The organism is Nonomuraea mesophila, from assembly GCF_004352805.1.
Lineage (GTDB): Bacteria > Actinomycetota > Actinomycetes > Streptosporangiales > Streptosporangiaceae > Nonomuraea > Nonomuraea longispora.
In genome coordinates this window covers 1-24,975 of sequence record NZ_SMLD01000059.1, presented here as the reverse complement: position 1 = coordinate 24,975, position 24,975 = coordinate 1, and the positions used below count along the sequence as shown (strand labels likewise).

Sequence of the window (24,975 nt, the reverse complement as noted above, 5' to 3'; positions counted from 1 at the left end):
AGCACACCGGTGGCGTGATCGGGCTGTCCTGGCTGATGATCGCTTTCCCGCTCGTCGGGGCGTTCGTCCTGCTGGTGTTCGGCCGGTTCACGAACCGCTGGGGCCATCTGCTGGGCGTGGCCATGTCCCTCGCCTCGTTCGTCGTGGCGGTGCTGGCCTTCTTCGAGCTGGTCGGGTTCGGGGAGGAGCAGCGCCGGCGGGCCGTGCACCTCTACGAGTTCATCCCGGGCATGGTCGACATGGGGCTGCTGATCGACCCGCTGTCGGTCAGCTTCGCCCTCCTGATCACCGGTGTGGGCTCGCTGATCCACATCTACTCGATCGGCTACATGTCGCACGACGAGCACCGGCGCAGGTTCTTCGCCTACCTGAACCTGTTCGTGGCCGCGATGCTCCTGCTGGTGCTGGCCGACAACTATGTGGGCCTGTTCATCGGCTGGGAGGGCGTGGGCCTGGCCTCCTACCTGCTGATCGGGTTCTGGCAGTTCAAGCCGTCGGCGGCCACCGCGGCGAAGAAGGCGTTCGTCGTCAACCGCGTCGGCGACTTCGGCCTGCTGGTCGGCATGTTCCTCATCTGGACCACGTTCGGCACGCTCGCCTTCGGCGAGCTGAAGCCGATCACGTCCGAGAACCCGACCACGCTCGCCATCGGGCTGCTGCTGCTCCTCGGCGCGTGCGGCAAGTCGGCGCAGCTGCCGCTGCAGTCCTGGCTGCTCGACGCGATGGAGGGCCCGACCCCCGTGTCGGCCCTGATCCACGCCGCGACCATGGTCACCGCCGGCGTCTACCTCGTGGTGCGCTCGGGAGCGTTCTTCTTCCCCGAGGGCTCGGGGGCCGCGCTCGCCGTGGCCATCGTCGGCGCGGCCACGCTGCTCGCCGGTGCGATCATCGGTTGCGCGAAGGACGACATCAAGAAGGGCCTGGCCGGCTCGACGATGTCGCAGATCGGCTACATGATGCTCGGCGCGGGCATCGGCCCCGCGGGCTACGCCTTCGCGATCGGCCACCTGATCACGCACGGCTTCTTCAAGGCCGACCTGTTCCTCGGCGCCGGCTCGGTCATGCACGGCATGAACGACGAAGTCGACATGCGGAAGTACGGCGGGCTGCGCAAGTTCATGCCCATCACCTTCGCCACGTTCTTCATCGGCTACCTGGCGATCATCGGGTTCCCGCTGCTGTCCGGCTACTTCACCAAGGACGGCATCATCGAGACCGCGGTGCACCACCAGCCGATCCTCGGCTGGCTGGCCGTGCTCGGCGCGGGCATCACCGGCTTCTACATGTCGCGGATGGTCTTCATGACCTTCTTCGGCCAGAAGCGGTGGGCCGACGACGCCCACCCGCACGAGTCGCCGTCCGTCATGACCATCCCGCTGATGGTCCTGTCGCTCGGCGCGCTCGGCCTGGGCGCCTACCTCATCCTGAGCAACCGGCTGCTGTTGTTCCTCGCCCCGGCGGTGGGCCGGCCGGAGGAGCTGCCCGCCTTCCACTTCACCAGCACCCCCGGCCTGGCGACCCTGGCGCTCGTCGCGGTCGGCGCGGCCTTCGCGTGGATGAAGTACGGCCGGGCCGAGGTTCCGTCCGTGCAGCCGCGCGGCTCCTTCCTCACCACGTTCGCCCGGCGCGACCTGTACGGTGACGCGCTCAACGAGTCGCTCTTCATGCGTCCCGGCCAGTGGCTGACCCGCCTCGCGGTCTACTTCGACAACCGCGGCATCGACGGGATCGTCAACGGTCTGGCGGCGGGCATCGGCGGCAGCTCCGGGCGCCTGCGGCGGATCCAGACGGGCTTCGCCAGAACGTACGCGCTGTCCATCCTGATCGGTGCCGCCCTGCTGACCGGCGCCCTGCTCCTCGTTGGGAACATCTGATGTCACCCTGGCTTCCGATACTCATGGCGGTGCCCGTGCTGGGCGCCATCGTGGTGGCCCTGCTTCCCAAGGGCAGAGACAAGCTGGCCAAGCAGGTCACGTTGCTGGTCTCGCTGGCGGTGCTGGTCCTGACGGGCGTCATGGCCGCCGGGTTCAAGCCCAACGGCGAACGTTTCCAGTTCGTCGCCGAGTACGACTGGATCCCGAGCTTCGGCGTGAAGTTCGGCGTCGGCGTCGACGGCGTGGCGCTCGTGCTGATCGCTCTGTCGGTGGTGCTGGTGCCGATCGTGGTGCTGGCCTCCTGGCACGACGCCGACGGCGTCAAGACCGCCGACGGCACGGTCGTCGCGCCCAAGCGGTCGGTGAAGACGTACTTCTCGCTGCTGCTGGTGCTGGAGACGATGATGATCGGCGTCTTCGCGGCGACCGACGTCTTCCTCTTCTACGTCTTCTTCGAAGCCATGCTGATCCCGATGTACTTCATGATCGGCTCGTACGGCGGCGCCCAGCGGTCCTACGCGGCCGTGAAGTTCCTGCTGTACTCGCTGTTCGGCGGCCTGCTCATGCTGGTCGCGGTCATCGGGCTCTACGTGGTCGCGGGCAGCAAGACGTTCATGTTCCCCGAGCTCGTCGGCGCCATCCAGGACCCGACGATGCAGAAGTGGCTCTTCGGCGGCTTCTTCATCGCCTTCGCGATCAAGGCGCCCCTGTGGCCGGTGCACACGTGGCTGCCCGACGCGGCCGCGCAGGCGCCCGCCGGGGCCGCCGTGCTGCTGGTCGGCGTACTGGACAAGGTCGGCACGTTCGGCATGCTCCGCTTCTGCCTGGAGCTGTTCCCCGACGCCTCCAAGGCGTTCACGGTGCCGATCGTCGTGCTGGCGGTCATCAGCATCATCTACGGCGCCATCGTGGCCATCGGGCAGACCGACATGAAGCGGCTCATCGCGTACACGTCGATCTCGCACTTCGGGTTCATCGTGCTCGGCGTGTTCGCCATGTCGGCGGTCGCCCAGTCCGGCGCGGCCCTCTACATGGTCAACCACGGCTTCGCCACCGGCGCGCTGTTCCTGGCCGCCGGGTTCCTCATCGCCAGGCGCGGCTCACCGTTCATCGGCGACTACGGAGGCGTGCAGAAGGTCGCGCCGGTACTCGCGGGCTTCTTCCTCGTCGCCGGTCTGGCCGGGCTCTCGCTGCCGGGCCTGTCGTCCTTCGTGAGCGAGTTCATGGTCATGATCGGCACGTACTCGAGCCAGGCCCACGGGTCGGGTGCGCTGACGGCGGCCGCGATCGTCTCGGCTGTGGCCGTGATCCTGGCGGCCGTCTACATCCTGTGGATGGTGCAGCGGACCCTGAACGGCCCGACCGCCGAGCCGGTCAAGCCGTTCAAGGACGTCAACGCCCGCGAGGTCTGGGTGCTGGCTCCGCTGGTCGCCCTGATCATCGGGTTCGGTCTCTTCCCCAAGCCGCTGCTCGATGTGATCAACCCGTCAGTGCAACAGACGCTGACCAACGTGGGCGTACCCACCTCCACCATCGCTGAGAAGGGGACAGGTCAGTGAACACCATCCCAGCGCCGACGATCGAGTACGGCACGCTCGCGCCGCTGCTGGTGGTCTTCGGCGCGGCCATCATCGGCGTGCTCGTCGAGGCCCTGGCGCCGCGTTACCTGCGCAAGGCGATCCACATGCCGCTGACCCTGCTCAGCCTGGCCGGCGCGTTCGCGCTGGTCCTCGTGCAGGTCGTGCGCGGTCAGGTGTCCACCACGGCCTCCGCCATGGGCGCGCTCGCGGTCGACGGGCCCTCGCTGTTCATCTGGGGCGTCATCCTCGTCCTGTCGTTCGTGTGCGTGCTGCTCATCAACGACGAGGGCCACTTCGTCGCCTCGGCCGCGGCCGTGCCGGGCAGCGCCGCCGAGGAGGAGGCCGAGTCCGCGGGCGGCAGCCACACCGAGGTCTACCCGCTGGTCCTGTTCGCCGTGGGCGGCATGCTGCTGTTCCCGGCCTCGCACGACCTGCTGATGATGTTCGTGGCCCTCGAGGTCATGTCGCTGCCGCTCTACCTGCTGTGCGGCCTGGCCCGCCGGCGCCGCCTGCTCTCGCAGGAGGCGTCCATGAAGTACTTCCTGCTGGGCGCGTTCTCCTCGGCGTTCTTCCTGTACGGCACCGCCATGGTCTACGGCTACGCGGGCACCGTCTCGCTCCCGGGCATCAACGCGGCCCTGGCCCGCGGGGCCGCGCTCGACCCGCTGCTCATGATCGGGCTGGCGCTGCTCGGCGTCGGCCTCATGTTCAAGATCGGTGCGGCTCCGTTCCAGGCCTGGAAGCCCGACGTCTACCAGGGCGCCCCCACGCCGATCACCGCGCTGATGGCCTCCGGGACGCTCGTCGCGGCCGTGGGCGCCGTCCTGCGGGTGTTCTGGGTGGGTCTGGGCAACCTCGACTGGAACTGGCGGCCGGTCATCTGGGGCGTCGCCGCGCTCACGATGATCGTCGGCTCGATCCTGGCGATCACGCAGACCGACATCAAGCGCATGCTCGCGTACTCGTCCGTCGCGCACGCGGGTTTCCTGCTCGTCGGCGTGATGGCCACGTTCGGCGCCGCCGAGCAGAACGCCGGCTCGCTGAAGGCCGTGCTGTTCTACCTGGCGGTCTACGGCATCACCACGGTCGGCGCGTTCGCGGTGGTCACGCTGGTGCGCGACCCCGGCGGCGAGGCGGGGCACCTGTCGCGCTGGGCCGGACTCGGCAAGCGTGCGCCGATGCTGGCCGGGGTGTTCGCCTTCTTCCTGCTGGCCTTCGCCGGCATCCCGCTGACCAGCGGCTTCTTCGGGAAATACGCCGTGTTCGCGGCCGCTCTGCAGAGTGGCACGCAGCCCGGCGACTCGATGGGCGGCTGGATGGCGGCGCTGGTGGTCGTGGGCGTCGTGGCCTCCGCGATCGCGGCGTTCTTCTACGTCCGCGTGATCGTGCTGATGTTCTTCAACGAGCCCTCGGCCGACGGCCCGGCGATCGCGGTGCCCAGTATGGGAACCGTAGCCGTCATCGCCGTCTCCCTGCTGGTTACCGTAGGGGTGGGGCTCTATCCGGAGTCCGTGCTCGGTGTTGCTGACGACGCTGCTCGCAGCCTGTTCATTAGATAAGGGGATCCCGTATGTCCGCGCCTCCCGTGGTTGACCTTCCCATCGAGGACGAGCGGTTGGCGCAGGACGTGGCCAACGGACTGGCCGCGGTCGAGAAGCTGCTGCGTTCCTCGGTGGAGAGCGAGAACGCCTTCGTCACGGAGGCGTCCAGGCACCTCATCGAGGCCGGTGGCAAGCGGTTCAGGACGATGATGGTGCTGCTGGCCGCGCAGTTCGGCGATCCGTCCGCGCCAGGTGTGGTGCCCGGCGCGGTCGTGATCGAACTGACCCACCTCGGCTCGCTCTACCACGACGACGTCATGGACGAGGCCCCGGTGCGCCGGGGCTCTCCCTCCGCCAACGCCCGGTGGGACAACACCGTGGCGATCCTCACCGGCGACTACCTGTTCGCGCAGGCCTCCGACATCCTGGCCGACCTGGGTCCCGAGCTGATCCGCATCCAGGCCCAGACGTTCTCCCGCCTCGTGCAGGGGCAGATCCGCGAGACCATCGGGCCGCGCGACGACGAGGACCCCGTCGACCACTACCTCAGCGTGCTGTCCGACAAGACGGGTTCGCTGATCGCCGCCTCCGGCCGCTTCGGGGCGCTGCTGTCCGGGGCTCCCGCCGACGTGGAGGAGCGGCTGAGCCGCGCGTGCGAGGCCATCGGCGTGGCCTGGCAGCTCGGCGACGACCTTCTCGACGTCGACTCCAGCGGGGCGCAGTCGGGCAAGACGCCCGGCACCGACCTGCGGGAGGGCGTCAGGACTCTTCCTGTGCTGTACGCGCTGGCCTCGGGGGAGACGTCCCGGCTGACCTCGCTGCTGTCGGGGCCGGTCGCCGAGGAGGAGGTCGAGGAGGCGCTGACGCTGCTGCGGGCGCACCCGGGGATGGCTCGGGCGCGGGCGGAGCTGGAGTCGTGGGTGGACCGGGCCCGTGCCGACATTTTCGGCCTTCCCGACATCCCCGCCAAGGACGCATTTTTGGCGCTTTGTGACTACGTGGTGGAGCGCAGCGGCTGATCGCCCGCCGTACTGTCCGACTGGGCAGCCGATCTCCTGACCCGAGCGGCCGCCCGTGCCGACCGGAGGCTGTCGTACGTGAAGACCGCCAGCGCCACCCAGACGATCGCGAACCCGATCCACCGGCTCGGCGGCATGACCTCCTGCACGATCAGCACGCCGCACGCGAACTGCAGGATCGGCGCGATGTACTGCAACAGCCCGATGGTGCTCAACGGCACCCGGATGGCCGCCGCCCCGAAGCAGAGCAGCGGCACGGCGGTGACGAGCCCCCCGCTCGCCAGCAGCAGCGCGTGCCAGACGCCTTCGGTCCCGAACGTCGAGTCGCCGGTGCCCTGCAGGAACAGCAGATAACCGAGGGCGGGCAGCAGCAGCACCACGGTCTCCACGGCCAGGCTCTCGGTGGCCGCCACGTTGGCCCGCTTCTTGACCAGCCCGTACGCGCCGAAACTCATCCCCAGCGTGAGGGCGATCCACGGCGGACGCCCGTAGTCGACCGTCAGCACCAGCACGGCCAGCGCCCCGAACCCGACCGCCGCCCACTGCAAGGGCCGCAGCCGCTCCCGCAGCAGCGCCACCCCGAACAACACGTTGACGAGAGGGCTGATGAAGTACCCCAGCGCGCTCTCCACCACGTGCCCGGTGTTGACCGCGTAGATGTAGGTGCCCCAGTTGATCGTGATCGCGACGGCGGCCAGGCTCAGCAGCCCGAACTTCCCCGGCCGGCGGACCACCTCCCGGATCCACGACCAGTGCCGGCGTACGGCCAGCACGGCGGCGACGGCGACCAGCGACCACACCATCCGGTGAGCGAGGATCTCCACGGCTCCCGAGGGCTTGAGCAGCGGCCAGTACAGCGGGAACAGGCCCCACATGGTGTAGGCGGCCACCCCGAACAGGACACCGCGCCGAAGGTCAGGCATGTACCTCAGTTTCGGGCATTACAACCCTTAAATACAAACGGGTTCTTCTGAAGGGAATTATTCAGGAAGCCTTAAATGTTGGGGGGTATGTAGGCTGAGGGAAGACCTCTGGAGGTGCGTTATGGGCTGGCTGTTCGGCGGCAACAAGACATCGATGGTCCGACCGGAGGACGCCCTGCCGGGCCGCGCGGAGCCCATGCCCGTGCCGGACCGCCACGCCGTCCTCGACGCGCCGCTCGCCCCGCCGTACGCGCCGGGGCTGGAGGTCGCCGACTTCGGCCTCGGCTGCTTCTGGGGCGCCGAGCGCATCTTCTGGCAGACGCCGGGCGTCGTCACGACGGCCGCTGGCTACCAGGGAGGCCACACCCCCAACCCGACGTACGACGAGGTCTGCAGCGGCCTCACCGGGCACGCCGAAGTCGTCAGGGTCGTCTTCGACCCGGCGAAGGTGTCGTACGAGGAGCTCCTGAAGATCTTCTGGGAGGCCCACGACCCTACGCAGGGCATGCGCCAGGGCAACGACGTCGGCACTCAATACCGTTCGGCCATCTACTACCACTCGCCGGAACAGCAGAAGGCCGCCGAGACGTCACGCGACGCCTACCAGAAGGTGCTGAAGCAGGCCGGCTACGGCGACATCACGACCGAACTCGCCCTTGCCGGACCTTTCTACTTCGCCGAGGAATATCACCAGCAATATCTATACAAAGTGCCCAACGGCTACTGCGGGATCGGTGGCACGGGCGTCACCTGCCCGGTCGGCCTGACCTCCGGTGAGGCGTAGACCTGGGCGGCGAGCGGGCCGGTACGCCATCGACGCCGCGGTGGCGGCCACCGCACTGCGCTCGTTGCGCCCTGCCACCGTCCTGACCTCTGACGAGGAGCCGGATTTCGCGGAACGGGCCGAGGAGATTCCGCGGTCGGAGGACAATCACTCCTTGTGATCGTTCGTGACGCAGGTTCGTTGGCCGCAGCGCTCAACAACCGCGACGTGTCTCGATGTCTCGTGACATCAGATTGTCTTCTGACATACACTGAGGCGTGAGTACGAGCCATGCCGACGCTGTCACGTTCTCTGATCTGTCCAGGAATCCCAGGGCCGTCGCAGAGCGTGCGGCGCGCCTGGGGCGTCTGCGTGTGACCCATCGTGACGCTGTCGATTTCTATCTGACTGCGGCGGACCGTGAGGAGGAGCGCGATCGGACGCTGGCGACGGCGTCCCGGCTGTTCCTCGCTCTGCTCAAGCACGACCCCACTGCCCGCCCGCTGGTCCTGGCCATGCCGGACGTCTTCCCTTGGGTGCGTCACCTTTCTCCGGAGGAGCTTCGCGCTTTCACCTTGGAACTTGTCGAGGCGCTCTCCGACGCCGCCGAGCTGGATGTCGATGCCACCACCCACGAGGTCATTGTGGGCTGGCGGGCCACTGCCAGAATCAAGGCGGATCCTGCACACTACGCCCAGGCTCGCAAGCCTACGAGCGGTGATCTTGGGCCAGTGCAGGTCACTGCATGAGCCCGAAACGCGGAGATCGGGTTACGGTCCCGCCTCCGGTCGACGAATGGGACGTTCGATTCGGTACCAGCGAGGCCGTCCGGGGCTGGGAAGAGCTTTGCCGTCACGCTCTGGTCAATACGCGCCGTTGCTTCGAGACACTGCGAACTGACCCGCGTACGGGCGCCGGCCACGACCGTCAGCATCGTCTACGCGGCGAGCTCTCGACTCATCGTCACAACGGTGAGGAATTGGAGCAGTGGGAGTTCGAGGTCACGAGCGGCGGGCGGGTGCGCTACGTCATCAATGACACCACTCGTACGGTCTGGATAATCTACGCATCGCCCCAACACCCCAAGGACACCGAGTAGACGGTTGTTGCGCAGCCAGCGCGCCGCGAGACACGCCGGTCACACTGCACGGATAAGGCTGGCACCACCAAGAACCAGGGTGCCGCCAGCAATGCCGCTCTTCTCGGCTGTATCTAGGGTTTCGGCATGACCTTTTCTCGGGCAGCAGCGGCCGGCGGGCTCGCCGTGGGCTGCTTCGCCACCGTGTTCCCCGCCGAAGTCTCAGTAGCGCAAACCCTGGCACGCGGCGCCGTAGTCTCCTCCACCCCTGTGGAGAAGCTGGACAGAAGCCAGGTCGCCGAGCGGTGGAGAAGCTCTTCGACGGAAACCACCAGGCCGAACAGATAGCCAAGGCGTTGCCGCCGACGTCCGAGAAGCTGTTCACCGCGAAGTTCCTGGACAAGGTCCGCAAGCCGACCGGCACGTTGAAGAAGCTGCTGACCGCGCTCGACTCCACCTGCAACTGGAAGCCGGCCGTTCCGGTCCGTCTGCATCACGCCGAGGGCGACACGGACGTCGCGTACGACAACGCGCTGTACTGCCGGCGTCAACTACGTTCCCACGGCGCCACGCAGACCCTCACCAATGCGGGCAACGTGGATCACAACCAGACCGTCCGTAAGGCGCTGCCCCTGGTGGTCGCCAGCTTCGCGGGCAACCGGGCCTGATCCTTCCGGCTTCGGGTACACCGCTACGGCCGAATCTTTCGGATACGAACATGACGAAGACCCAGACACAACCATGATGCTCGCGGGCCTTCTCGGGCTCGTGGCGGTGCCGACCGGCTGTGGCACCAGCGGCCCGCTGGATGAGACGTTCGCCTGTCCCACTACCTGGGGATGGGGCGCCTTGGGGCGTCCTGCGACGTGCACGATCAGGTCGAGATGCCCAAGGAACTCCGCGTCAAGGTGAGCTCGGACTCGGGGAACCTGACATTGAAGGACGAGGTGGAAGCCACCAGCGAATCCGGGGACCTGATGTCGCCGATCCCGTACCGATCACGCGCGCTTCTGCGATCCGGGCCAGCTGGACAGCGAACACCCCGACCCCGCCCGCCGCGCCGCCGACCAGCACTGTGTCGTCCGGGCCGGGGTCGACCACGGCGAGGGCGGCGGACGCCGTGCGGCCGGCGATAGTGAGGGTGGCGGCGGTGCGGTCGTCGACGCCGTCGGGATTGTGATGGGCTTCGTTCGCCGCGACCGCCCCGGCCAGGTCGATCGCCACGTGGTCGGCGACCGAGCGGGACAGGGCGCCCCCGAACACCCGGTCGCCGGGCGCGAAGCCGGTCACCCCGTCACCGGCCTGGTCGACGAGTCCCGCGTAGTCGGTCCCGAACCCGGCCGGGAGGCTCAGGCCGAACCGGGCTGCGGTGTCCGCGTCGGCGGTCATGATCCAGTCCATCGGGTTCAGGCCGGCCGCGGTCACCCGCACGCGGATCTGTCCCGGGCCGGCCTGCGGAGCGGGAACCTCACGGACGTCTAGGACCTCGGGGTCGCCGAACGAGTCGAGCAGGACCGCTCTGCTTTGGCCCATCGGTGCTGGTCGCTCTGTTGCTGCATGTACGCCTGTCTCCTCGAGGCAGAGGGAATGACCGAAACGGACTATGCTCCGTTTCTGTGGATGACCCTAACATAACCGGAGCGTGATCCGTTTTGACTGAGGCGGAGATGCGCGCGCCAAGGGCGGACGCAGCCCGTAACCGCGACCAGCTGCTCGCGGTGGCGACCCGCATGTTCATGTCGGCTGACGCCGAGCCGTCGATGCGTGCGATCGCCCGGGAGGCCGGAGTCGGGATCGCCACGCTCTACCGGCACTTCCCGACCCGCGAGTCACTGGTCGACGCGGTCTACCGGGACCAGGTCGTGCGGCTGACGACCGGCGCGCGCGAACTGCTCGGCCGGCTGCCCCCGGCTACGGCGATGCGGCGCTGGATGGACTTGTTCGGGGACTGGATCGCGACCAAGAACGGCATGCTCGACACGCTGCTTACGATGATCGAGTCGGGGGAGATCGCCCACGAACAGACCCGGAGCGAGCTGCTGGCGGCCATCACCACGATCCTCGACGCGGGCCGCGCGGTGGGCGACCTCCGCTCCGACGTCACCGCCGAAGACATCGCCGCCTCCCTCATCGGCATCTTCACCGTGGCACCCCGGCGCCAGCATGAAGCCAAGGCCGGTCGCCTGCTGGACCTCCTGATGGACGGCCTCAGGCCCGCTGTACGGCCGGCCTGAGCCCGGAACAAGGCGGCTCATGCGCGCTGCGCATGCCTACGCATCGCCAACAATCCATGCGAGCCGGCGTCAGGACGATCACGTGATCCGCCGCCCGAATGCGCAAGGAACCAGACGTAGACACGGTAAGGGGGCGGAAGGTGATCGGCGTGATAATGGCCAGGAATCAGCTCTCCGCCTTGGGTATTTCTGACGCCTGTGCGATTATCGCACTATGAAGGAGCCGAGAGAGTGGCTGGACATCGGCGAGCGCGTGCGGGAGTGCCGTATGGCCGCCGGCATGTCCCAGGAGGAGCTGGCGTCGGCGCTGAAGCTCGAACGGACCATGATCGCCAAGATCGAGCGAGGAGTTCGTCGTGTCGACGCGCTCGAACTCGCCAAGCTGTCGGCGGTTCTTCAGGTGCCCCTGGGCTATTTCGTTGAGTCGCCGCCGCTGGTCGTGTCCCGCCGCGCAGAGCTGAGCGACGACACCGTAACAGATGCGACGCGCCACTCTCATCGCTTGGAAGTGGCTCTCTCGACGTGGTTGGCCGACATTCGCCAGCTTGTCGAGATGGAAGCGTTCACTCCTCCTGTAATTGAACATTGCCCAGAGGAGGTGCGGGACATATCGAGCGCCCGCCGTGCCGCCATATGGGTACGAGAGCGTCTGGATCACGGCATTGAGCCCATCGATTCACTCATGGGTCTCTGCGAACGGATGGGGCAGATGGTCACGGTGGTCGAGGTGCCGGGTGAAGGAGCCTCGTTGGTCGACGACGATCTCGCTGTGGCAGTTGTCAGCGGTCATGGTGATCCTGGCCGCCGGCGCGCGACCGCGGCTCATGAGCTGGGGCACCTGATCGTCGGAGACGAGTACTCCACAGACATAGGCATCCATGCTTCTCGTGATGAAAGAGAAGCGATCATCGATGCGTTCGCTGCGGAGCTTCTGCTCCCGGTTGCAGCGTTTCTCAGCATCGCCCGCTCGGACGAGAGGGTGAAGCGCGAGGACTTGGTGGTCGTGGCCGCGCGCTTCAGAACATCCTGGTCATTGACCGTGCGGCAAGCCGTCGCAGCCGAAGTCATCGACAAGAGCGTTGCCAAGGAATTGCGCCGGAGAAACCCGACGCGCGGGGAGTTGATGGAAGCAGTGGGGTGGACGCCTCAACCCGACTTGGAAGCGGTTCGAGTGCCTCCGAGCTTCGCGCATGCAGTGATGGAATGCTACAAGAGGTCGCTCATAACAGAATCTCGGGCGGTCGAACTCATGCGAGGGCAGATCGTGGCGACCGACCTGCCGGTGCGTGATGATGCGGATCTTGACCTGTGAGCAGCGCTGAGCCGGATCCCGTCCTGGTGTTCGACGCCACGTGTCTGAACCATTTCGCTCGCGCGGAGCGGCTGGACGTACTGCGCGATCTTCTTGTAGGCATCGCCTGCTTGACGACGCACGTGGTTCGGGAAGAGATACGAGCGGGAGCGCAGGCACACCCGATCCTGCAGACTGTGCTCGACGCGGACTGGCTTGGGCTGGCAAGGATCGATTCTCTGGAAGAGATCAAGTGTTTCGCCAAATGGGTGCATCGCATCGGATCTTCGGAACGCGATCTGGGGGAGGCGAGCGTGTTCTCCGCTGCCGAGTTGTCCGGTGGGATCGCCATCACCGACGACCGGGAAGCCGTGGCGGTGGGGAGGGCTCATGGCTTGGAGGTTCACGGCACCGTGTGGCTTCTTGCCTGCGCGACCCAGGATGGGAAGCTCAGCGAAGTAGCCGCCGGAAACATCGTGGATGCTTTGAGCGCGACAGGAATGCGTTTGCCATGTACGGGCTCAACCTTCGGGCCTTACATTCGTGGCAACGGTGGCACCTGATCCTTCTGCGGATCCCCTCTCCGCGATCGCTGTGTTCCCGTGGGCGGCTATGGTCGCAGCCCCGTGCGTACGTACAAGATCAGCCGCTCGGTTCGGTACGGCGGGAGCGGGTCAGAGCCAGGCCACCGAGGGCCGCACCGACCAGTCCGAGCGCCAGAGCCAGGGCCGCCCCGAATACCCCGTTGCCAGTGCCGAGACCACCGTCGGCGACTGCCAGCTTCACCGCGCCGTTGAGCCCGCCGGTCAGCCCCACCACCAGGGCCACGATGGCTCCCCTCCTCCCGCCGTTGCCTCCGGTATGACGGACGGAACGCAGCGCCGGCCAGCCGATGGCCACGCTGCTCAGGGCCCCAATGTGGCCACACTGGCCCAGATCCGCTCAGGGGTGCCTAGGAAGGTATCGACCCCTTGGCCCGCACATTCCGCTGGCGTCGTACAGACCGGCGAGGCCGCCTGGGCGGCGAGCACGTAGAGGACGGACATGAGGTTCTCCTGCGCTTCATGCGACATGCGACATGCGACTGGACGTCAGAACTATGTCCGTTACACCCGCCGCCGGTCATCCTGCTGACGGGGACACCTCTCGCTGCCGCGAGTGCAGCACGAGCCGCGAAACTACTGCGTCCGCGGTAAGCCTGCTCGTACGGCTGGTCGGTACGTACCCGAACCGGCGTCACCAGGCTGTCCCGACTGGCGGACGCGGGGCCGATCAACTTTGCTCGCGCGCGGTGCTCGACAGCGGAAAGATGCACACTTGATGTATGACTGCTCTTCGCGACGCTACTGAGCTGAGCGTCACCGAGGCGACCCAGCGAGGCGTTGCCCGCCTGGTGGCTGATGCGGAGCAGGGGAGCGATCTGGTGGTCACCCGGCGGCATCAGCCGGTGGCGGCCGTCGTGAGCATTCGCCGGCTCAATGAGCTGGAGGAAGCGGCGGCTGATCTTCGTGATTTGGCGCTGGTGCTCGCCCGGTCGGTCACGGATACGGGGGAGCGGGTCTCACTCGATGAGGTGCTTGCCGCTTTCGGGCATACTCGCGAGTCGCTGTCCGCCATCCCGGACGATGAGTGAATCGTGTCCGACGTCGTCATCACAGCGCCGGCGGTCGACGACCCCCGGCGCACCGGCCCGGACGCGGTTCCCAGGGTGCTCAATAAAAACTTCCTCTCGCTGGACAACCCTGCAGCCGGCTGTCCGCTGGGCGGGGAACTGAGCGCTGATCTTCAGCAGGCGGTCGACCTGTGGGCTGATCACCGATCCACGCCCCATTAGGCGGCGCGTTCATTGGCTGAACCGGCCCCGGCGTGAATTCTGCACGTGCTACCGCGACTTCCGGTAAGCGTGCTGCCATGCTTTCCTTCGAGGTCGGCAGGTAGCAGGGTGTGCTTTCGGATAAGTCTAACCATCCGAGAATTCACGCCAAGGCTGGACACTCATCGCTTCCGTCAGGTTCTTCCCCCGCTCTGCTTGTGGCAGACCTTCGTCGACGAGTCGGAGGTGCACACTTCTATGGAGACCGCCTTGCCCTCGTCGTAACTCTCGTCCCGGGTGCCCGCGCCCTTGAACCTCGCTGTCCCCACGCCTGACACGGTCAGGTAGGCCACCACGCTGTTCGGGTCACTGCCGTGGTGGTCTTCGAGCTCCACCTTCTCGTCGTACGCCCGGAAGTACGCCCTCACCCACTCGTTGCCCTTATGGCATTCGGCCCATACATCCCTGCCGTCCTTGTCCTTGCTCGAGGGGCCGGAACCGCTGAGGCTGGTGCAGTTCCACGCACTCGCCGACTCGGCCGCCGCCGGCGATGCCGTCGACAGGAGCGGCGCGGTCATCGCGATGGCCGCCAGCGCGACAGCCGTTGATCTCGGTAGTTTCATGATGCGGATTCCCCCTGTGGTGCCGTCGTGAACTGATGTCCCTGCCTTCCTGCGACCACGGTAGGGTGTGCCGATTTATCTTCGCTTTCGATCCGTCAGCGCAATACGGCATTCACCGTTCGGCGTTCTCACGCCGATTCGGTGTGCGCGAGGACGGCGGTGGCCAGTTCCTCGTGTACCTCGGGCGGCAGGGTGTGGCCCATGCCCTCTACGATCATCAGCCGCGCCCCGGGGATCTGCTCGGCGATGATCGCGCTGTGGCCCGGTTTGGCCGGTTCGTGGCTGCCCTCGATGACGAGGGTGGGCGCCTTCACCCGATGGAGCACGCCCACCGGCTCGAAGTCAGGCTTGGCCATGGCGGCCCGGCGGTGGTTGGCCACCGCTGACAGGTCGCGGGCCCGGTCGTGGATGCGTTCCTGCAGGCGCCGGGCAGCGTCCTCGTCGAACGGCAGCCCGGTGCCGTGCAGCAGGCGCTGCTCGGCGATCATGCCGTCGATCCGTGCGCGCCGGTCCGGCGGTGGTGGGGCGGCCATCAGCGTACGGTAGAACGCCACGAACTCCGGTGTGGGCTCCGGCAGGCTCCCCTCGGGCTGCGGTTGTCCCGTCAGCGCCCGCATGATCACCTGGCCCTCGCCCCCGCCGAGCGGAGAGGAGCCGATGACGGTCAGCGAGCGCACCCGCTCCGGCCGCTCCACGGCGGCGAACTGGCCGAGCAGACCGCCCGCCGAGTGACAGGCCAGGTGGGCGCTCTCCAGGCCGTGCTGATCCATCACGCGGTAGACGTCGTTCTTGACGGCGTCCCAGGTGTACGGTTCCGCGTCGAAGTCCACGGTGTCCGACATGCCGGTGTCGCGGTGGTCGTAGCGGATCACCCGGCGGCCCGCGGCTGCCAGCCGGCCGACGAACTCGTCCGGCCACAGGATTCCCTGCGACATCGAACCCATGATCAGCAGGATCGGCGGGTCCGTCTTCGCGCCGAACTCTTCACTCCAGATGTTCACGTTCTGCATGTTCAGAGCATGTCGTGTCCGGCTACGGGCGCCTTCTGTAGAACTACCAGGCGCGCGAGATCCGTACGGGAACCGATGCCCAGCTTCGGATAGATCTTGTACAGGTGGTACTCGACCGTACGCGGGCTCAGGAAGAGCTGGGCGGCGATCTGCTTGCTCGACAAACCGTCGGCGACCAGGCCGGCGATGCGCAGTTCCTGCGGGGTGAGCGTGTCGAGCGCGGCCCTGGCCGGGGCGTGCCCGCTCCCGCCCGCCGCGCGCAACTCGTCCTGCGCGCGCCGCGCCCACGGTCGTGCGCCCACCCGTTCGAACGTCTCCCACGCCGTCCGCAGGTGCGCCCGCGCCTCGCCCGGCCGCTGGGCGCGGCGCAGGCGCTCACCCAGCAGCAGGGACGTCCTGGCCGCCTCGAACGGGTTGGTGTGCAGCCGCAGTGCCTCGTCCAGGGCGTCCTCGGACGACTCGACCAGGCCCCGGCAGCGGGCCAGCAGGGCGCGCGACTCGGCCGTGGCGCTGTGCGCCGACCACCGCTCGTACGCGCTCAGCGCCGCCCGCGCGCCCGCCTCGTCGCCCGCGGCCACGGCGGCCTCGACGCGATCAGGGGTCGTGCGCCACACCACGGTCGGGTGCCCGGCGCCCGGTCCTGCCGCGACGATGGCGGTGAAACGGTCGTGCGCCGCCGCGAACCGGCCCAGGCACAGGTCGAGCAGCGCCAGCGCGTACGATGCCACACCCGCGCGCAACCCGACCCGGTGCGGGATGACGATGGCCAGCGCCTCGCGGGCCAGCCGCTCGCAGGACTCCTCCTCGCCGCGCAGCGCCGCCAGCACGGCCAGGTTGGCCAGGTGCGCGGCCACCGTGTTCGCATATCCGGCCTCACGCGCCAGCGCCAGGCCCTCCTCCGAGACGGCCTGGCTGCGGGCCAGCCGCCCGGCGAGGCGGTCGGCGGTCGCCACGAACTCCAGCACGACCGGCAACTGCCCGCTCATCCCCGACACCCTGGCCACCCGTCCGGCCCGACCGGCCATCTCGGCGGCCAGGTCCGGCTCGCCCAGGTAGCTGGCCGCGGCCGCCGCCCACAGGTGCTCGGCCGCGTCCTCCAGCTCGTCCACCCTGGCCAGCGCCCGCCGCAGCAGGCCCGGTCCGGCGGCGTCGCCGTCCAGCGTCAGGCCGATCCCGGCCACCGTGTCGCGCAGGAAACCCTCAGGATGCGCCGCGGCCCGCCGTCCGAGCTCGACGACGGCCGCCGTGTCGCCGACGTACGAGGCCGCCTCCGAAGCGTCGGCCAGCAGGTCCAGGCTCTCGCCCGCCGACAGGATCCGTACGGCTTCTGCGGCGTTGCCCGAGTTCAGCTCGAACCGGCCCCGCAGCCGGGCGATCTCCGTGGCGAGGGTGGCGTCCCCACCGGCCTGTTCGCGCGCCTCGGCCAGCAGCGACTCCGCCTGTCCTGGGCGGCCGCCGAGCCAGGCCGCGACGGCGGCGTCCTTCAGGCGTACGGCACGGTCACGCGCCTCCGGGGTCAGCTCGGCGGCTCTGGCCAGGGCGGTGGCGGCGGCGCCGTACCCGCCACGGTCACGCGCCCGTTCCGCGGCGGCCACCAGGGCGGCGGCGACCTGCTCGTCCTGACCGAGGGTCGCTTCGGCCAGGTGCCAGGCGCGGCGGTCGTCCGTGGCCAGCTCCGCCAGTACGGCGTGCACGCGGCGGACGGTGGCGGGGGTGGCGGCCTCGTGCACCGCGGATCGGATGAGCGGATGACGAAAACGCACGCTCGTCCCCGACACCCCGGCCAGCCCGTACTCCTCCAGCTCGGCCAGCGCCACCCGCCCGGCCTCGGTTTGCGGCCCGGCTTCCGTATTTCCGGCGGGCCGTACCGCTTGCTCGGCGAGCAGGCGGTCGGTGGCGCGCAGGGCCAGGGCGAGGTCGGCCTCGACGGCGGAGGCCAGGGCGAGCAGCCGGGCGGGGACGGACAGCGCGGCCACCTGATCGCCGAACAGCCGGGCGCCACCGGGCAGCGGGTCGGGCAGCGGTTCGCGTCCGGCGAGCTGCGCGGGTGTCAGGCGGGCGGCGACCTCGCTCAGGGCGAGCGGGTTCGCGCGGGTCGACGTGACCAGCTCCCGTACCACCTGGGCGGCCGCCGTACCGCAGCGGGACTCCAGCAACTCGGCCGCGGCGGACTCCGGCAGGCCCTCCACGTCGATCGTCCGCGGCACACCCTTGACCATGGCGTCGCCGCGTACCGCGATCAACATCGCGATCCGTTCCGTCGCCAACCGCCTGGCGGCGAACAGCAGCGCGTCGGCCGACGCCCGGTCCACCCACTGGAAGTCGTCGACCACGCAGATCAGCCCGTCCGGCGCGGCGGCCTCGGCCAGCAGGGAGAGCACGCCCGCCCCCACCAGGAACCGGTCGCCGACGGCACCGCCCGCTGTGAGCCCGAGTGCCGCGCCGACAGCCACGCGCTGCGGTTCGGGCAGCGCGTCGAGCGAGCCGGTCACCGGCCACAACGCCTGGTGCAGCGCCGCGAACGCGAGATCGGACTCCGACTCGACGCCGGTGGTCCGCAACACCCGCATCGCTCCACCGCGCGCGGCCGCGGCATCCAGCAGCGCGGTCTTGCCCGCTCCCGCCTTCCCCCGCAACACCACCGCATTGCCGAAGCCGTCGCGGGCCCGCGCGATCACCTCGTCGAGCGCGCTGACCTCGGCAGACCTCCCATAAAGCACAAACACCCACTGTAGGAGACCTCCGGGCCGCCGCGGATCGGAGGGCTGCCGTCGTCCCCCGGAGGGAGATCGCGTGAGCCCTTCGACGGCGACGCCACCAGGTCCGGGATGGCCGGCAGCGTAGGCCGCTCTCGGGTTGCGTCCTCATGCTGTCAGGTATGACCTGGCTCACCTGAAAGCGTTGAGATTTTCGGCCGCCCAGTCGCGGAAGGTGCGCGGTGCCAGACCGGTCAGGTCGTGGATGGTGGTCAGCGGGATGCCGAACAGGTTGTCTTCACGCGCCGAGTGCACGCTCACCTCGGCCTCCTCCGCCGAGATGCCGAAAGCCGTCATGGAGCGTACCCCGGCCTCCGCCGGCACCGCCTCGAACGTCAACCGTCGCTCCAGCAGGTCCCCGAGCAGGCGGGTCTGGGCAGAGGGAGAGGTGCGTTCAGGGCCGGTCAGAGCGTAAGCGCGGCCTTCATGCCCCGTCGACGACAATGCCGTCACCGCGACCGCCGCGATGTCGTCCGGGTGGACCGGTGCCACGGGCGTGTCGCCCGTCACTGACCGGACGACGCCCTCGGCGCGGATCGACGCCGCCCATTGCAGGGCGTTGGACATGAACACGCCAGGACGCAGGAACGTCCAGGGGATGCCGGACTTCCGGACCGCGCCCTCCGCCTCGCGGTGCCAGCGGGCGACGACGCCGCCTCGTTCGAGTTCGACGCTCAGTGAGGACATCAGCACGATGTGCCGGAGGCCTGCTGCGGCGTGTACGAAGGTGGCGACCTGCTCGGCCGTCCGCGGGCCCATGCCCATCACGTACGCCTTGTTCACGCCTTCGAGGCAACCGGGCAGCGTGCGCTGTTCGTCGAGGTCGCCGACCACGACCTCCGCGCCGTCGAACACAGCGCCGGGGTTGCGGGTCAGTGCCTTGACCTGGTGACCCGCCGCGGTCATGCGACGTACGATGCAGCGTCCGACGTTGCCGGTCGCTCCTGTGACCAGGATCATGCCGCCTCCAGCCGGTCTGTCCGGGTGAGCCAATGCATGAGCGTGAGTAAGCCGGGGTGCTGTTCCCGCAGAGCCGGGATGTCGGCGTCATATCCGGACTCGCCGAACCAGAACAACATGCGCGCCTCCTTGCCCATGGCCCGCAGCAGGACCTTCGGTAAGCGCGCGTAGCGGCCCGGCCTGCCCGCGGCTTTCAGGGTGGCGGCGATGCGGGGCACGGTGAGCTGGTCTCCGGCCAGTTCGAGGTTTTGACCGGCGTACGTGTCCGGGTGCTCGAAGGCGAGCCGGGCGAAGACGCCGATATCGCGTACGGCGATCATCTGCAGGGGTTTGTGCGGTCCGAGCGCGGCGGCCATCATGCCGAGCCCGACGGAAGCCCCTCGCATGGTGAACACGTCCATGAACGTGGTCGGGCGCAGCACGGTCGCGGGCAGTCCGCTCGCCCGGAGGTGCTGCTCGATCTCCCACTTGGTGTCGAAGTGGGGAATGCCGCGTACGCGTTCGGCGCCGCCCACCGAGGCGTAGACGAAGTGCTCGACGCCGGCGTCCCTGGCCGCATCGACCAGCGTCGTGCCCTGCCGGACCTCGCCCTTCAGCCCGGCGGTCCGGGAGTTCTGCACCCCGAAGACGCCTGACGCACCGCGCAGTGCCCGTCTCATCGAGTCTTCGTCGGCCATGTCGCCGGCGACGACGTCCACGCCCCGCGCGGTCAGTGCCCTGGCCGCGGCGCTCGACGGGTCGCGGGTGAGGGCCCGGACCTGCCACTGGTCCGGGTGTTCGAGCATCGCGTCGACGACGGCGCCTCCCTGGTTGCCGGTTGCTCCGGTGACGAGGATCAGAGGCTTGTCCATGGCATCCCTCCCGTAGAATGAATTTACTGAAGTTGTAGATAGTTACCTATTTCAGTATCTGCGTTGACAGTGTGGGAAGGAACGGAATCGAATGTCAAGTGGAGCGACCGAACTCGGCCGGCTGCTGATGGCCGCGCACAGGGCCTTCACTCAGCAGGGCAGGGCCAGGTTCGGTGAGTACGGGCTCTCGCCCGCCCGGGTGCGCCTGTTGACGGTCCTTCATCGTTCCCCGGACAGCCGCATGCGGGATCTGGCGGACGCGCTCGGCGTCAGCGGGCGGGCGATCACCTCTGTGGTCGACGCACTGGAATCCGATGGTCTGGTGGAAAGGAAGCCGGACGCCGGTGACCGGCGGGCTTTCCGGCTCACGCTCACCGACGCTGGGCTGAGCGCGATCGACCGGATCGCCGACCTGCAGCACCGCATCAGCGAAGAGATCTTCAGCGGCATGTCCGCCGAGGACCGGAGCGACCTGGCCCGTCTGCTCCGCGCTTACCTCGACACGACTCGTGACTCCGATGCGGAGCGGCCGGCTTGACCCTCGCGGGCGGTCATCCCCTCGTACGGGTGAGCACGCCCAGCGGGTCGGCCAGCAGGTCGGAGAAGCCGAGTTCGGCGGCGCCGACCAGGGTGGCGTCGTCGCCCAGCGCCGAGGTGCGCAGGCGCACCCGCTCCCGGGCGACGGGCAGCACGTTGGCGGTGATGCGGGCGCGCACCTGGGCCGCCGCGCCCGGGTACATGTCGCGCAGCATGCCGCCGAAGACGACCATGCCGGGGTTGAACAGGTTGATGAGGTTGGCCACGCCGATGCCGAGCCAGTCGCCGACCTGGCGCAGCGCCTCCTGGGCCGCGGGGTCGCCGCGGTCGGCGTCGTCCACCACGGCGCGTACGGCGTCGCGCCCCCACACCTCGGCGGGCCGGCCCGCGGCGTCGAGCAGCGCCCGCTCGCCCGCCTCCGCCTCCAGGCAGCCGTGTGAGCCGCACCCGCAGGGGCGCCCGTTGTACGGGTTCACCACCATGTGCCCCAGCTCGCACCCGTAGCCGCCGTCGCCGTCCAGCAGTTTGCCGCCCACGATGATGCCGCCGCCCACGCCGACGTCCCCGTGGAGGTAGATGAGGTTCTGCAAGCCGGCGCCCGCTCCGCGCAACTGCTCGGCCAGCGCCCCGAGGTGCGCCTCGTTGCCCACGGACACCGGCAGTCCGAGCCCCAGCCGGCGGCCCAGCTCGGCGCCGAACGCCTGGTCCACCCACCCCATGTCGGGCCCGAAACGCACCATGCCGTCGCCGGGCCGGATCATGCCGCAGTAGGAGGCGCCGACGCCGACGCACACGGACGACGGAGGGGCCGTACGGTGCAACTGGCGGCCGAAGCGGGCGAGCACCTCGACCACGCGGTCGAGGTCGGCTCCGGCGCGCGGGCGTACGGCCTCCCTGCGGTCCAGCATGGTGCCGCCGAGCGCGACCCGGGCGGCGACCAGGCGGTCCACGGCCACGTCGAAGGCGAGGACGTAGACCTGGCCGGAGTCGGGGCGGACCACCAGTGACGGCCGTCCGGCCCTCCCGGTGTCGGCGGGCAGCTCCTCGCGGACCAGGCCCGCGGTGGCGAGCTCCGTGGTCAGCGTCATGATGGTGCTGCGGTTGAGCCTCATCCGCTCGGCCAGTGCCGTGCGGGAGAGCGCGCCGCCCAGGTGTACGTGCCGGAGCAGGGTGCCGGCGTTGTGCCGGCGGATCTCCTCCTGGGCCAACCTTGACCTCTCGGATCGTGAACGTCGGGGTGTCTGATGTGGACGATACTCCGGACGGCGGTGATCGGCTTCCCTGCATCTTCGGGTCAGGCGCAGGCGTAGCCGGACGGGAGCGCGGTGTCGCCGTTCGGCCGGCTCACCTGGAAGCCGACGCCTCCCGTGCTCGCCCCGGGGGCGAGGGTGCCGTTGTGGCCGACGTTCCTGATGGTCACGCTCTGCCCGCTGACCGTGGTGGTGCCGTTCCACGAGCCGGTCAGCGTGTGCCCCGCCGGCAGGGTGAAGGTGACGGTCCAGCCGGTGATGGCCGAGGTGCCGGTGTTGGTGATGGTGAGCGGCTGGATGACGTACCCGGTGCCCCACTGGGTCTGGACGGTGGCCACGGCGGTGCAGCCTCCGCTGGGCGTGCCGGGCCGGGTGGTGACCTGGGCGGTGTTCGAGACCGGCGAGAGGTTGCCCGCAGCGTCCCTGGCCCTGACCTGGTAGCGGTAGGTGGTGTCGGGGGTCAGGCCCGTGTCGCCGTACGACGTCGTGGTCGAGGTGCCGACCTGGGCGAACGTGCCGCCGCTCGCGCCGGGGGCGCGCAGGATGTCGTAGCCGGTGACGCCCTCGTCGTCCGTCGACGAGGTCCAGGTCAGGTTCGTGCTGGTGGAGGTGGTTCCCGAGGCCGCGAGACCGGACGGCGTGCTGGGCGCGGTCGTGTCGCCGGAACCGCCGCCGAGGCTCGGGGTCTGCCAGTCGCGCCACTCGGCCAGGTTGGCCTGCGCCCTCGGCGAGATCCGCATCGTGCCGGGGGCGTTGCCCGTTCCGAGGAGGAACTTCTGGATGTGCTGCTGCAGCGGGGTACGCCATTCCGCCCGGTTGGCGCAGTGGCTGCCGTCCTGCACGTCGGACCAGTAGGTGATGTTCTCTCCTGCGCCGAGCGCCTTGTACACCTCCGCGCCACCGAGGGCCGCCACGCCGGCCGACCTGGGACCCAGGTTGGTGATGTGCGGGTTGTCCATGATGAACAGGCCACGCGGAGCGATCATGGCCACGGTTTCGTGGGTGTCCACGGGCAGGCGGTCCGGGCTGCCGGTGAAGGAGCCGAACGCGTCGCCCAGCCACGGTTGCTCGCCGTACGCGCTGCTCAGGCTCTGGGCGCCTTCCCCGGGGATGCCGCGGAAGATGGGCACCCCGGCGCTGCCCGACTCGATCGGCATGGTCAACGCGATGCGCTGGTCGAACGCGCCCACCACGAACGCGCCCTTGCCGAAGCGCGAGCATCCGGTGACGCCGGTGGCGTCCGCTCTGAGGATGCCGCCGCCCGACTGCTCGATGACGTCGATGATCCGGCTCACGCCCCAGGCCCACGCGACCAGCAGCCCCGTGCTGCTCGACGAGCCGTAGATGGTGTAGAAGGCGCCCTGTTTGTTGGTGCGCGGCGTGCCCTCCCGGCCGACCGCGTACGGGTCGTAGCTGATGACCGCCGCTCCCGCGGCCGTGATGGCGGCCGTGTCGGCCCCGAACCCTCCCAGCACCACCACCGCGGGGAACGGCCCGGAGCCGCTCGGCAGCGAGACGCTCGCCGAGAAGCCGGCGCTTCTGCCGTTGTGGCTGACGTTCACCGTGATGCCGGTGCTGGAGACGGTGCCCGTGACGTTCGCCGGTTTCGCGGGCTTGTCGCCGTAGACGAATCGTTCCGCCAGCTTCTTGATCTCCGCCCGCCGGCACCGCCACTCGGACGTGGTGGTGATGCGGGTGCCGTCCAGCTTCCTGAAGGGGTCGGGCAGCCGGGACTCGGACGGCAACGACCCTTCGCCGGGCAGGCCGGTCACCGCGCAGTCGGCGCCCTCGTCCTCGACGCCGGTCGCGAGCGGCACGGCGGGAGGCTCGGCGAGTGCCGCTGTGTTCACTCCGGAGATCCAGAGCGCCGCCGCCACCAGCGCGACGGCCGCCGTACGCATCGTCGAGCGGCCTGTGATCACCGAGGTTCTCCTTCCGGAGGAGGGCGCGGGCGACGATCGCGACCGATCGTCCAGCGCGCGAGTCCCGCCGCTGATCAGTGTGAGAACCGCCCCGAAACATGTCAACGAATCATAGAAATGTTTCGGGGCGGCGTGCGGCAACCGCCCTGTGGCCAGGGGTTTCCGGTGTCAGGCCGATGAAAGTTACCGGGGTGCGGCTGCGAGGTGGTGCGGGATCCCGGTCATGGCGACGTCGAGGGCGCGGCTGACGTCCTCGACCAGGGCGGCTCCTTGCCGCCCGTTCTCGATGGAGGCCCGGCCGGTGCTCGCGAGCGCTCCCACCAGGGCTCCGACGACGGCGTGCGCGGTGACGTCGTCCAGTTCGGGGAACACCTCACGCAGCGCCTTCGCCCACTCGTGCTGAAGGTCGAAGATCCAGCGCAGCGCGATCGCCCGCAGGGCGGGAACGGTGAGGGCGAGGCGCGTGCGGATCACGACGAGGTCCTCGTCGGCGTCGATGCTCCACCGCCCCGGTTCCAGCACCATGGCGAAGGCCCGCCGCAGCAGGTGCTCCAGCGACTCTTCCGGGTGAGGCGCCGTCGTCAGCGCGCGTATCGCGGCGATCCGCTCGGGATAGTCGGCGAAGACGAGGTCCTCTTTCGCGGGGAAGTGCTTGTAGAACGTGGCGGGCGACAACTCGGCCGCCGCGCAGATGTCGGCCACGGTGGTCCGGTCGTATCCCCGCTCCGCGAACAGCCGCAGCCCTGTGTGGATCAGGCTCTGCCGTGTGCGCCGTCTCTTGCACTCCCGCAAGCCCGTCTGCTCCGCCATGCGCTCAGCATAGTAGACAGCGTATGAAGGTATGTATTATCTAAAAGTAGAGGCTCTCTACTTAGGAGGACGTCGCATGACCGCAGGTCCCGGTATCCGGCCCAGGCAACTGCCCACCGCCCGTGAGCACCCCTTCGACC

Annotated in this window: 24 protein-coding genes; 13 read left to right on the top strand and 11 right to left on the bottom strand. The window is 68.9% G+C overall.

Annotated features, from left to right (window positions below):
- The first annotated feature begins 35 nt into the window (after window positions 1-35).
- Genes nuoL through E1295_RS22540 form a run of 4 tightly spaced genes read left to right on the top strand, consistent with a single transcriptional unit; the run spans window position 36 to window position 6,014 of the window.
- Entirely contained in the window at window positions 36-1,874 is a 1,839-nt protein-coding gene (nuoL, locus tag E1295_RS22555; protein ID WP_181958029.1) for an NADH-quinone oxidoreductase subunit L, read from the top strand.
- Window positions 1,874-3,433: an NADH-quinone oxidoreductase subunit M gene (locus E1295_RS22550; RefSeq protein WP_132632332.1), complete on the top strand. Its 1,560-nt coding sequence runs from the start codon at window positions 1,874-1,876 to the stop codon at window positions 3,431-3,433. The genes nuoL and E1295_RS22550 overlap by 1 nt, the downstream gene beginning before the upstream one ends.
- Complete coding sequence (nuoN, locus tag E1295_RS22545) at window positions 3,430-5,013, top strand: NADH-quinone oxidoreductase subunit NuoN (protein WP_132632330.1); 1,584 nt, start codon at window positions 3,430-3,432, stop codon at window positions 5,011-5,013. Before E1295_RS22550 ends, nuoN begins: the two co-directional genes overlap by 4 nt.
- 11 nt (window positions 5,014-5,024) lie before the next feature.
- Window positions 5,025-6,014 (top strand): polyprenyl synthetase family protein, encoded by a 990-nt coding sequence (locus E1295_RS22540; RefSeq protein ID WP_132632328.1) that lies wholly within the window; start codon window positions 5,025-5,027, stop codon window positions 6,012-6,014.
- Here E1295_RS22540 and rarD read toward each other — a convergent pair.
- Window positions 5,990-6,937 (bottom strand): EamA family transporter RarD, encoded by a 948-nt coding sequence (gene rarD / locus E1295_RS22535; protein WP_132632326.1) that lies wholly within the window; start codon window positions 6,935-6,937, stop codon window positions 5,990-5,992. The two genes, E1295_RS22540 and rarD, sit on opposite strands and share 25 nt — an antisense overlap.
- A gap of 121 nt (window positions 6,938-7,058) precedes the next feature.
- Between rarD and msrA the strand changes: the two genes are divergently transcribed.
- The 3 genes from msrA (at window position 7,059) to E1295_RS22510 (ending at window position 9,446) form a co-directional block, all read left to right on the top strand.
- Complete coding sequence (gene msrA, locus E1295_RS22530) at window positions 7,059-7,721, top strand: peptide-methionine (S)-S-oxide reductase MsrA (protein WP_132632324.1); 663 nt, start codon at window positions 7,059-7,061, stop codon at window positions 7,719-7,721.
- A 353-nt stretch (window positions 7,722-8,074) separates the two neighbouring features.
- Window positions 8,075-8,449, top strand: coding sequence for a hypothetical protein (locus tag E1295_RS22520; RefSeq protein ID WP_246080228.1), 375 nt, complete (start codon window positions 8,075-8,077; stop codon window positions 8,447-8,449).
- A 634-nt stretch (window positions 8,450-9,083) separates the two neighbouring features.
- Window positions 9,084-9,446 carry a hypothetical protein gene (locus E1295_RS22510; RefSeq protein WP_132632318.1) on the top strand — a complete coding sequence of 121 codons (363 nt, stop codon included), beginning with the start codon at window positions 9,084-9,086 and terminating at the stop codon, window positions 9,444-9,446.
- 235 nt (window positions 9,447-9,681) lie between these two features.
- Here E1295_RS22510 and E1295_RS22505 read toward each other — a convergent pair whose 3' ends face one another.
- A complete protein-coding gene (locus tag E1295_RS22505) occupies window positions 9,682-10,311 on the bottom strand; it encodes an alcohol dehydrogenase catalytic domain-containing protein (protein WP_220448845.1) in 630 nt (209 codons plus the stop codon).
- Window positions 10,312-10,445: 134 nt separating this feature from the next.
- On the opposite strand from E1295_RS22505, the gene E1295_RS22500 reads away from it, so the two are divergent.
- The 3 genes from E1295_RS22500 (at window position 10,446) to E1295_RS22490 (ending at window position 12,866) form a co-directional block, all read left to right on the top strand.
- A complete protein-coding gene (locus E1295_RS22500) occupies window positions 10,446-11,012 on the top strand; it encodes a TetR/AcrR family transcriptional regulator (protein ID WP_220448844.1) in 567 nt (188 codons plus the stop codon).
- A 214-nt stretch (window positions 11,013-11,226) separates the two neighbouring features.
- Window positions 11,227-12,324, top strand: coding sequence for a helix-turn-helix domain-containing protein (locus tag E1295_RS22495; RefSeq protein ID WP_246080227.1), 1,098 nt, complete (start codon window positions 11,227-11,229; stop codon window positions 12,322-12,324).
- Window positions 12,321-12,866, top strand: coding sequence for a PIN domain-containing protein (locus E1295_RS22490; protein ID WP_132632312.1), 546 nt, complete (start codon window positions 12,321-12,323; stop codon window positions 12,864-12,866). Before E1295_RS22495 ends, E1295_RS22490 begins: the two co-directional genes overlap by 4 nt.
- A gap of 79 nt (window positions 12,867-12,945) precedes the next feature.
- On the opposite strand, the gene E1295_RS22485 is transcribed toward E1295_RS22490, so the two are convergent.
- Entirely contained in the window at window positions 12,946-13,203 is a 258-nt protein-coding gene (locus tag E1295_RS22485; RefSeq protein WP_220448843.1) for a DUF6223 family protein, read from the bottom strand.
- Window positions 13,204-13,627: 424 nt separating this feature from the next.
- Here E1295_RS22485 and E1295_RS22480 point away from each other — a divergent pair, with 424 nt between their 5' ends.
- Window positions 13,628-13,936, top strand: a complete 309-nt coding sequence (locus E1295_RS22480) for a type II toxin-antitoxin system prevent-host-death family antitoxin (protein WP_132632310.1) — start codon at window positions 13,628-13,630, stop codon at window positions 13,934-13,936.
- 3 nt (window positions 13,937-13,939) lie between these two features.
- Window positions 13,940-14,137 (top strand): hypothetical protein, encoded by a 198-nt coding sequence (locus E1295_RS22475; protein ID WP_132632308.1) that lies wholly within the window; start codon window positions 13,940-13,942, stop codon window positions 14,135-14,137.
- A gap of 173 nt (window positions 14,138-14,310) precedes the next feature.
- Here E1295_RS22475 and E1295_RS22470 read toward each other — a convergent pair whose 3' ends face one another.
- The 5 genes from E1295_RS22470 to E1295_RS22450 all read right to left on the bottom strand — a co-directional run bounded on the left by E1295_RS22470 (window position 14,311) and on the right by E1295_RS22450 (window position 20,316).
- Entirely contained in the window at window positions 14,311-14,739 is a 429-nt protein-coding gene (locus tag E1295_RS22470; RefSeq protein ID WP_132632306.1) for a hypothetical protein, read from the bottom strand.
- A 128-nt stretch (window positions 14,740-14,867) separates the two neighbouring features.
- The gene (locus E1295_RS22465) at window positions 14,868-15,749 is read right to left on the bottom strand and encodes an alpha/beta hydrolase (protein WP_132632304.1); all 882 of its coding nucleotides are present in this window, start codon (window positions 15,747-15,749) and stop codon (window positions 14,868-14,870) included.
- Window positions 15,750-15,751: 2 nt separating this feature from the next.
- A complete protein-coding gene (locus E1295_RS22460; protein WP_246080226.1) occupies window positions 15,752-18,475 on the bottom strand; it encodes a helix-turn-helix transcriptional regulator in 2,724 nt (907 codons plus the stop codon).
- Window positions 18,476-18,637: 162 nt separating this feature from the next.
- Window positions 18,638-19,465 (bottom strand): SDR family oxidoreductase, encoded by an 828-nt coding sequence (locus E1295_RS22455; RefSeq protein WP_132632302.1) that lies wholly within the window; start codon window positions 19,463-19,465, stop codon window positions 18,638-18,640.
- Entirely contained in the window at window positions 19,462-20,316 is an 855-nt protein-coding gene (locus E1295_RS22450; RefSeq protein ID WP_132632300.1) for an NmrA/HSCARG family protein, read from the bottom strand. The genes E1295_RS22455 and E1295_RS22450 overlap by 4 nt, the downstream gene beginning before the upstream one ends.
- Before the next feature lie 91 nt (window positions 20,317-20,407).
- On the opposite strand from E1295_RS22450, the gene E1295_RS22445 reads away from it, so the two are divergent.
- A complete protein-coding gene (locus tag E1295_RS22445) occupies window positions 20,408-20,854 on the top strand; it encodes a MarR family winged helix-turn-helix transcriptional regulator (RefSeq protein ID WP_132632298.1) in 447 nt (148 codons plus the stop codon).
- 13 nt (window positions 20,855-20,867) lie between these two features.
- Here the strand turns inward: E1295_RS22445 and E1295_RS22440 are convergent, their stop codons facing one another.
- The 3 genes from E1295_RS22440 to E1295_RS22430 form a co-directional block, all read right to left on the bottom strand.
- A complete protein-coding gene (locus tag E1295_RS22440) occupies window positions 20,868-22,061 on the bottom strand; it encodes an ROK family transcriptional regulator (protein WP_132632296.1) in 1,194 nt (397 codons plus the stop codon).
- Between the two features lie 86 nt (window positions 22,062-22,147).
- On the bottom strand, window positions 22,148-24,025 hold the full coding sequence (locus E1295_RS51065; protein WP_246080224.1) for a glucuronyl esterase domain-containing protein: 1,878 nt from the start codon (window positions 24,023-24,025) through the stop codon (window positions 22,148-22,150).
- A gap of 183 nt (window positions 24,026-24,208) precedes the next feature.
- Entirely contained in the window at window positions 24,209-24,835 is a 627-nt protein-coding gene (locus tag E1295_RS22430; protein WP_132632294.1) for a TetR/AcrR family transcriptional regulator, read from the bottom strand.
- Window positions 24,836-24,975: the final 140 nt, after the last annotated feature.

Coding starts and splice junctions, on each gene's coding strand:
- nuoL (WP_181958029.1), top strand. CDS start 36: ATGATCGCTTTCCCGCTCGTCGGGGCGTTCGTCCTGCTGGTGTTCGGC.
- E1295_RS22550 (WP_132632332.1), top strand. CDS start 1,874: ATGTCACCCTGGCTTCCGATACTCATGGCGGTGCCCGTGCTGGGCGCC.
- E1295_RS22540 (WP_132632328.1), top strand. CDS start 5,025: ATGTCCGCGCCTCCCGTGGTTGACCTTCCCATCGAGGACGAGCGGTTG.
- rarD (WP_132632326.1), bottom strand. CDS start 6,937: ATGCCTGACCTTCGGCGCGGTGTCCTGTTCGGGGTGGCCGCCTACACC.
- msrA (WP_132632324.1), top strand. CDS start 7,059: ATGGGCTGGCTGTTCGGCGGCAACAAGACATCGATGGTCCGACCGGAG.
- E1295_RS22505 (WP_220448845.1), bottom strand. CDS start 10,311: ATGGGCCAAAGCAGAGCGGTCCTGCTCGACTCGTTCGGCGACCCCGAG.
- E1295_RS22500 (WP_220448844.1), top strand. CDS start 10,446: ATGCGCGCGCCAAGGGCGGACGCAGCCCGTAACCGCGACCAGCTGCTC.
- E1295_RS22495 (WP_246080227.1), top strand. CDS start 11,227: ATGAAGGAGCCGAGAGAGTGGCTGGACATCGGCGAGCGCGTGCGGGAG.
- E1295_RS22480 (WP_132632310.1), top strand. CDS start 13,628: ATGACTGCTCTTCGCGACGCTACTGAGCTGAGCGTCACCGAGGCGACC.
- E1295_RS22470 (WP_132632306.1), bottom strand. CDS start 14,739: ATGAAACTACCGAGATCAACGGCTGTCGCGCTGGCGGCCATCGCGATG.
- E1295_RS22465 (WP_132632304.1), bottom strand. CDS start 15,749: ATGCAGAACGTGAACATCTGGAGTGAAGAGTTCGGCGCGAAGACGGAC.
- E1295_RS22455 (WP_132632302.1), bottom strand. CDS start 19,465: ATGATCCTGGTCACAGGAGCGACCGGCAACGTCGGACGCTGCATCGTA.
- E1295_RS22450 (WP_132632300.1), bottom strand. CDS start 20,316: ATGGACAAGCCTCTGATCCTCGTCACCGGAGCAACCGGCAACCAGGGA.
- E1295_RS22445 (WP_132632298.1), top strand. CDS start 20,408: ATGTCAAGTGGAGCGACCGAACTCGGCCGGCTGCTGATGGCCGCGCAC.
- E1295_RS22430 (WP_132632294.1), bottom strand. CDS start 24,835: ATGGCGGAGCAGACGGGCTTGCGGGAGTGCAAGAGACGGCGCACACGG.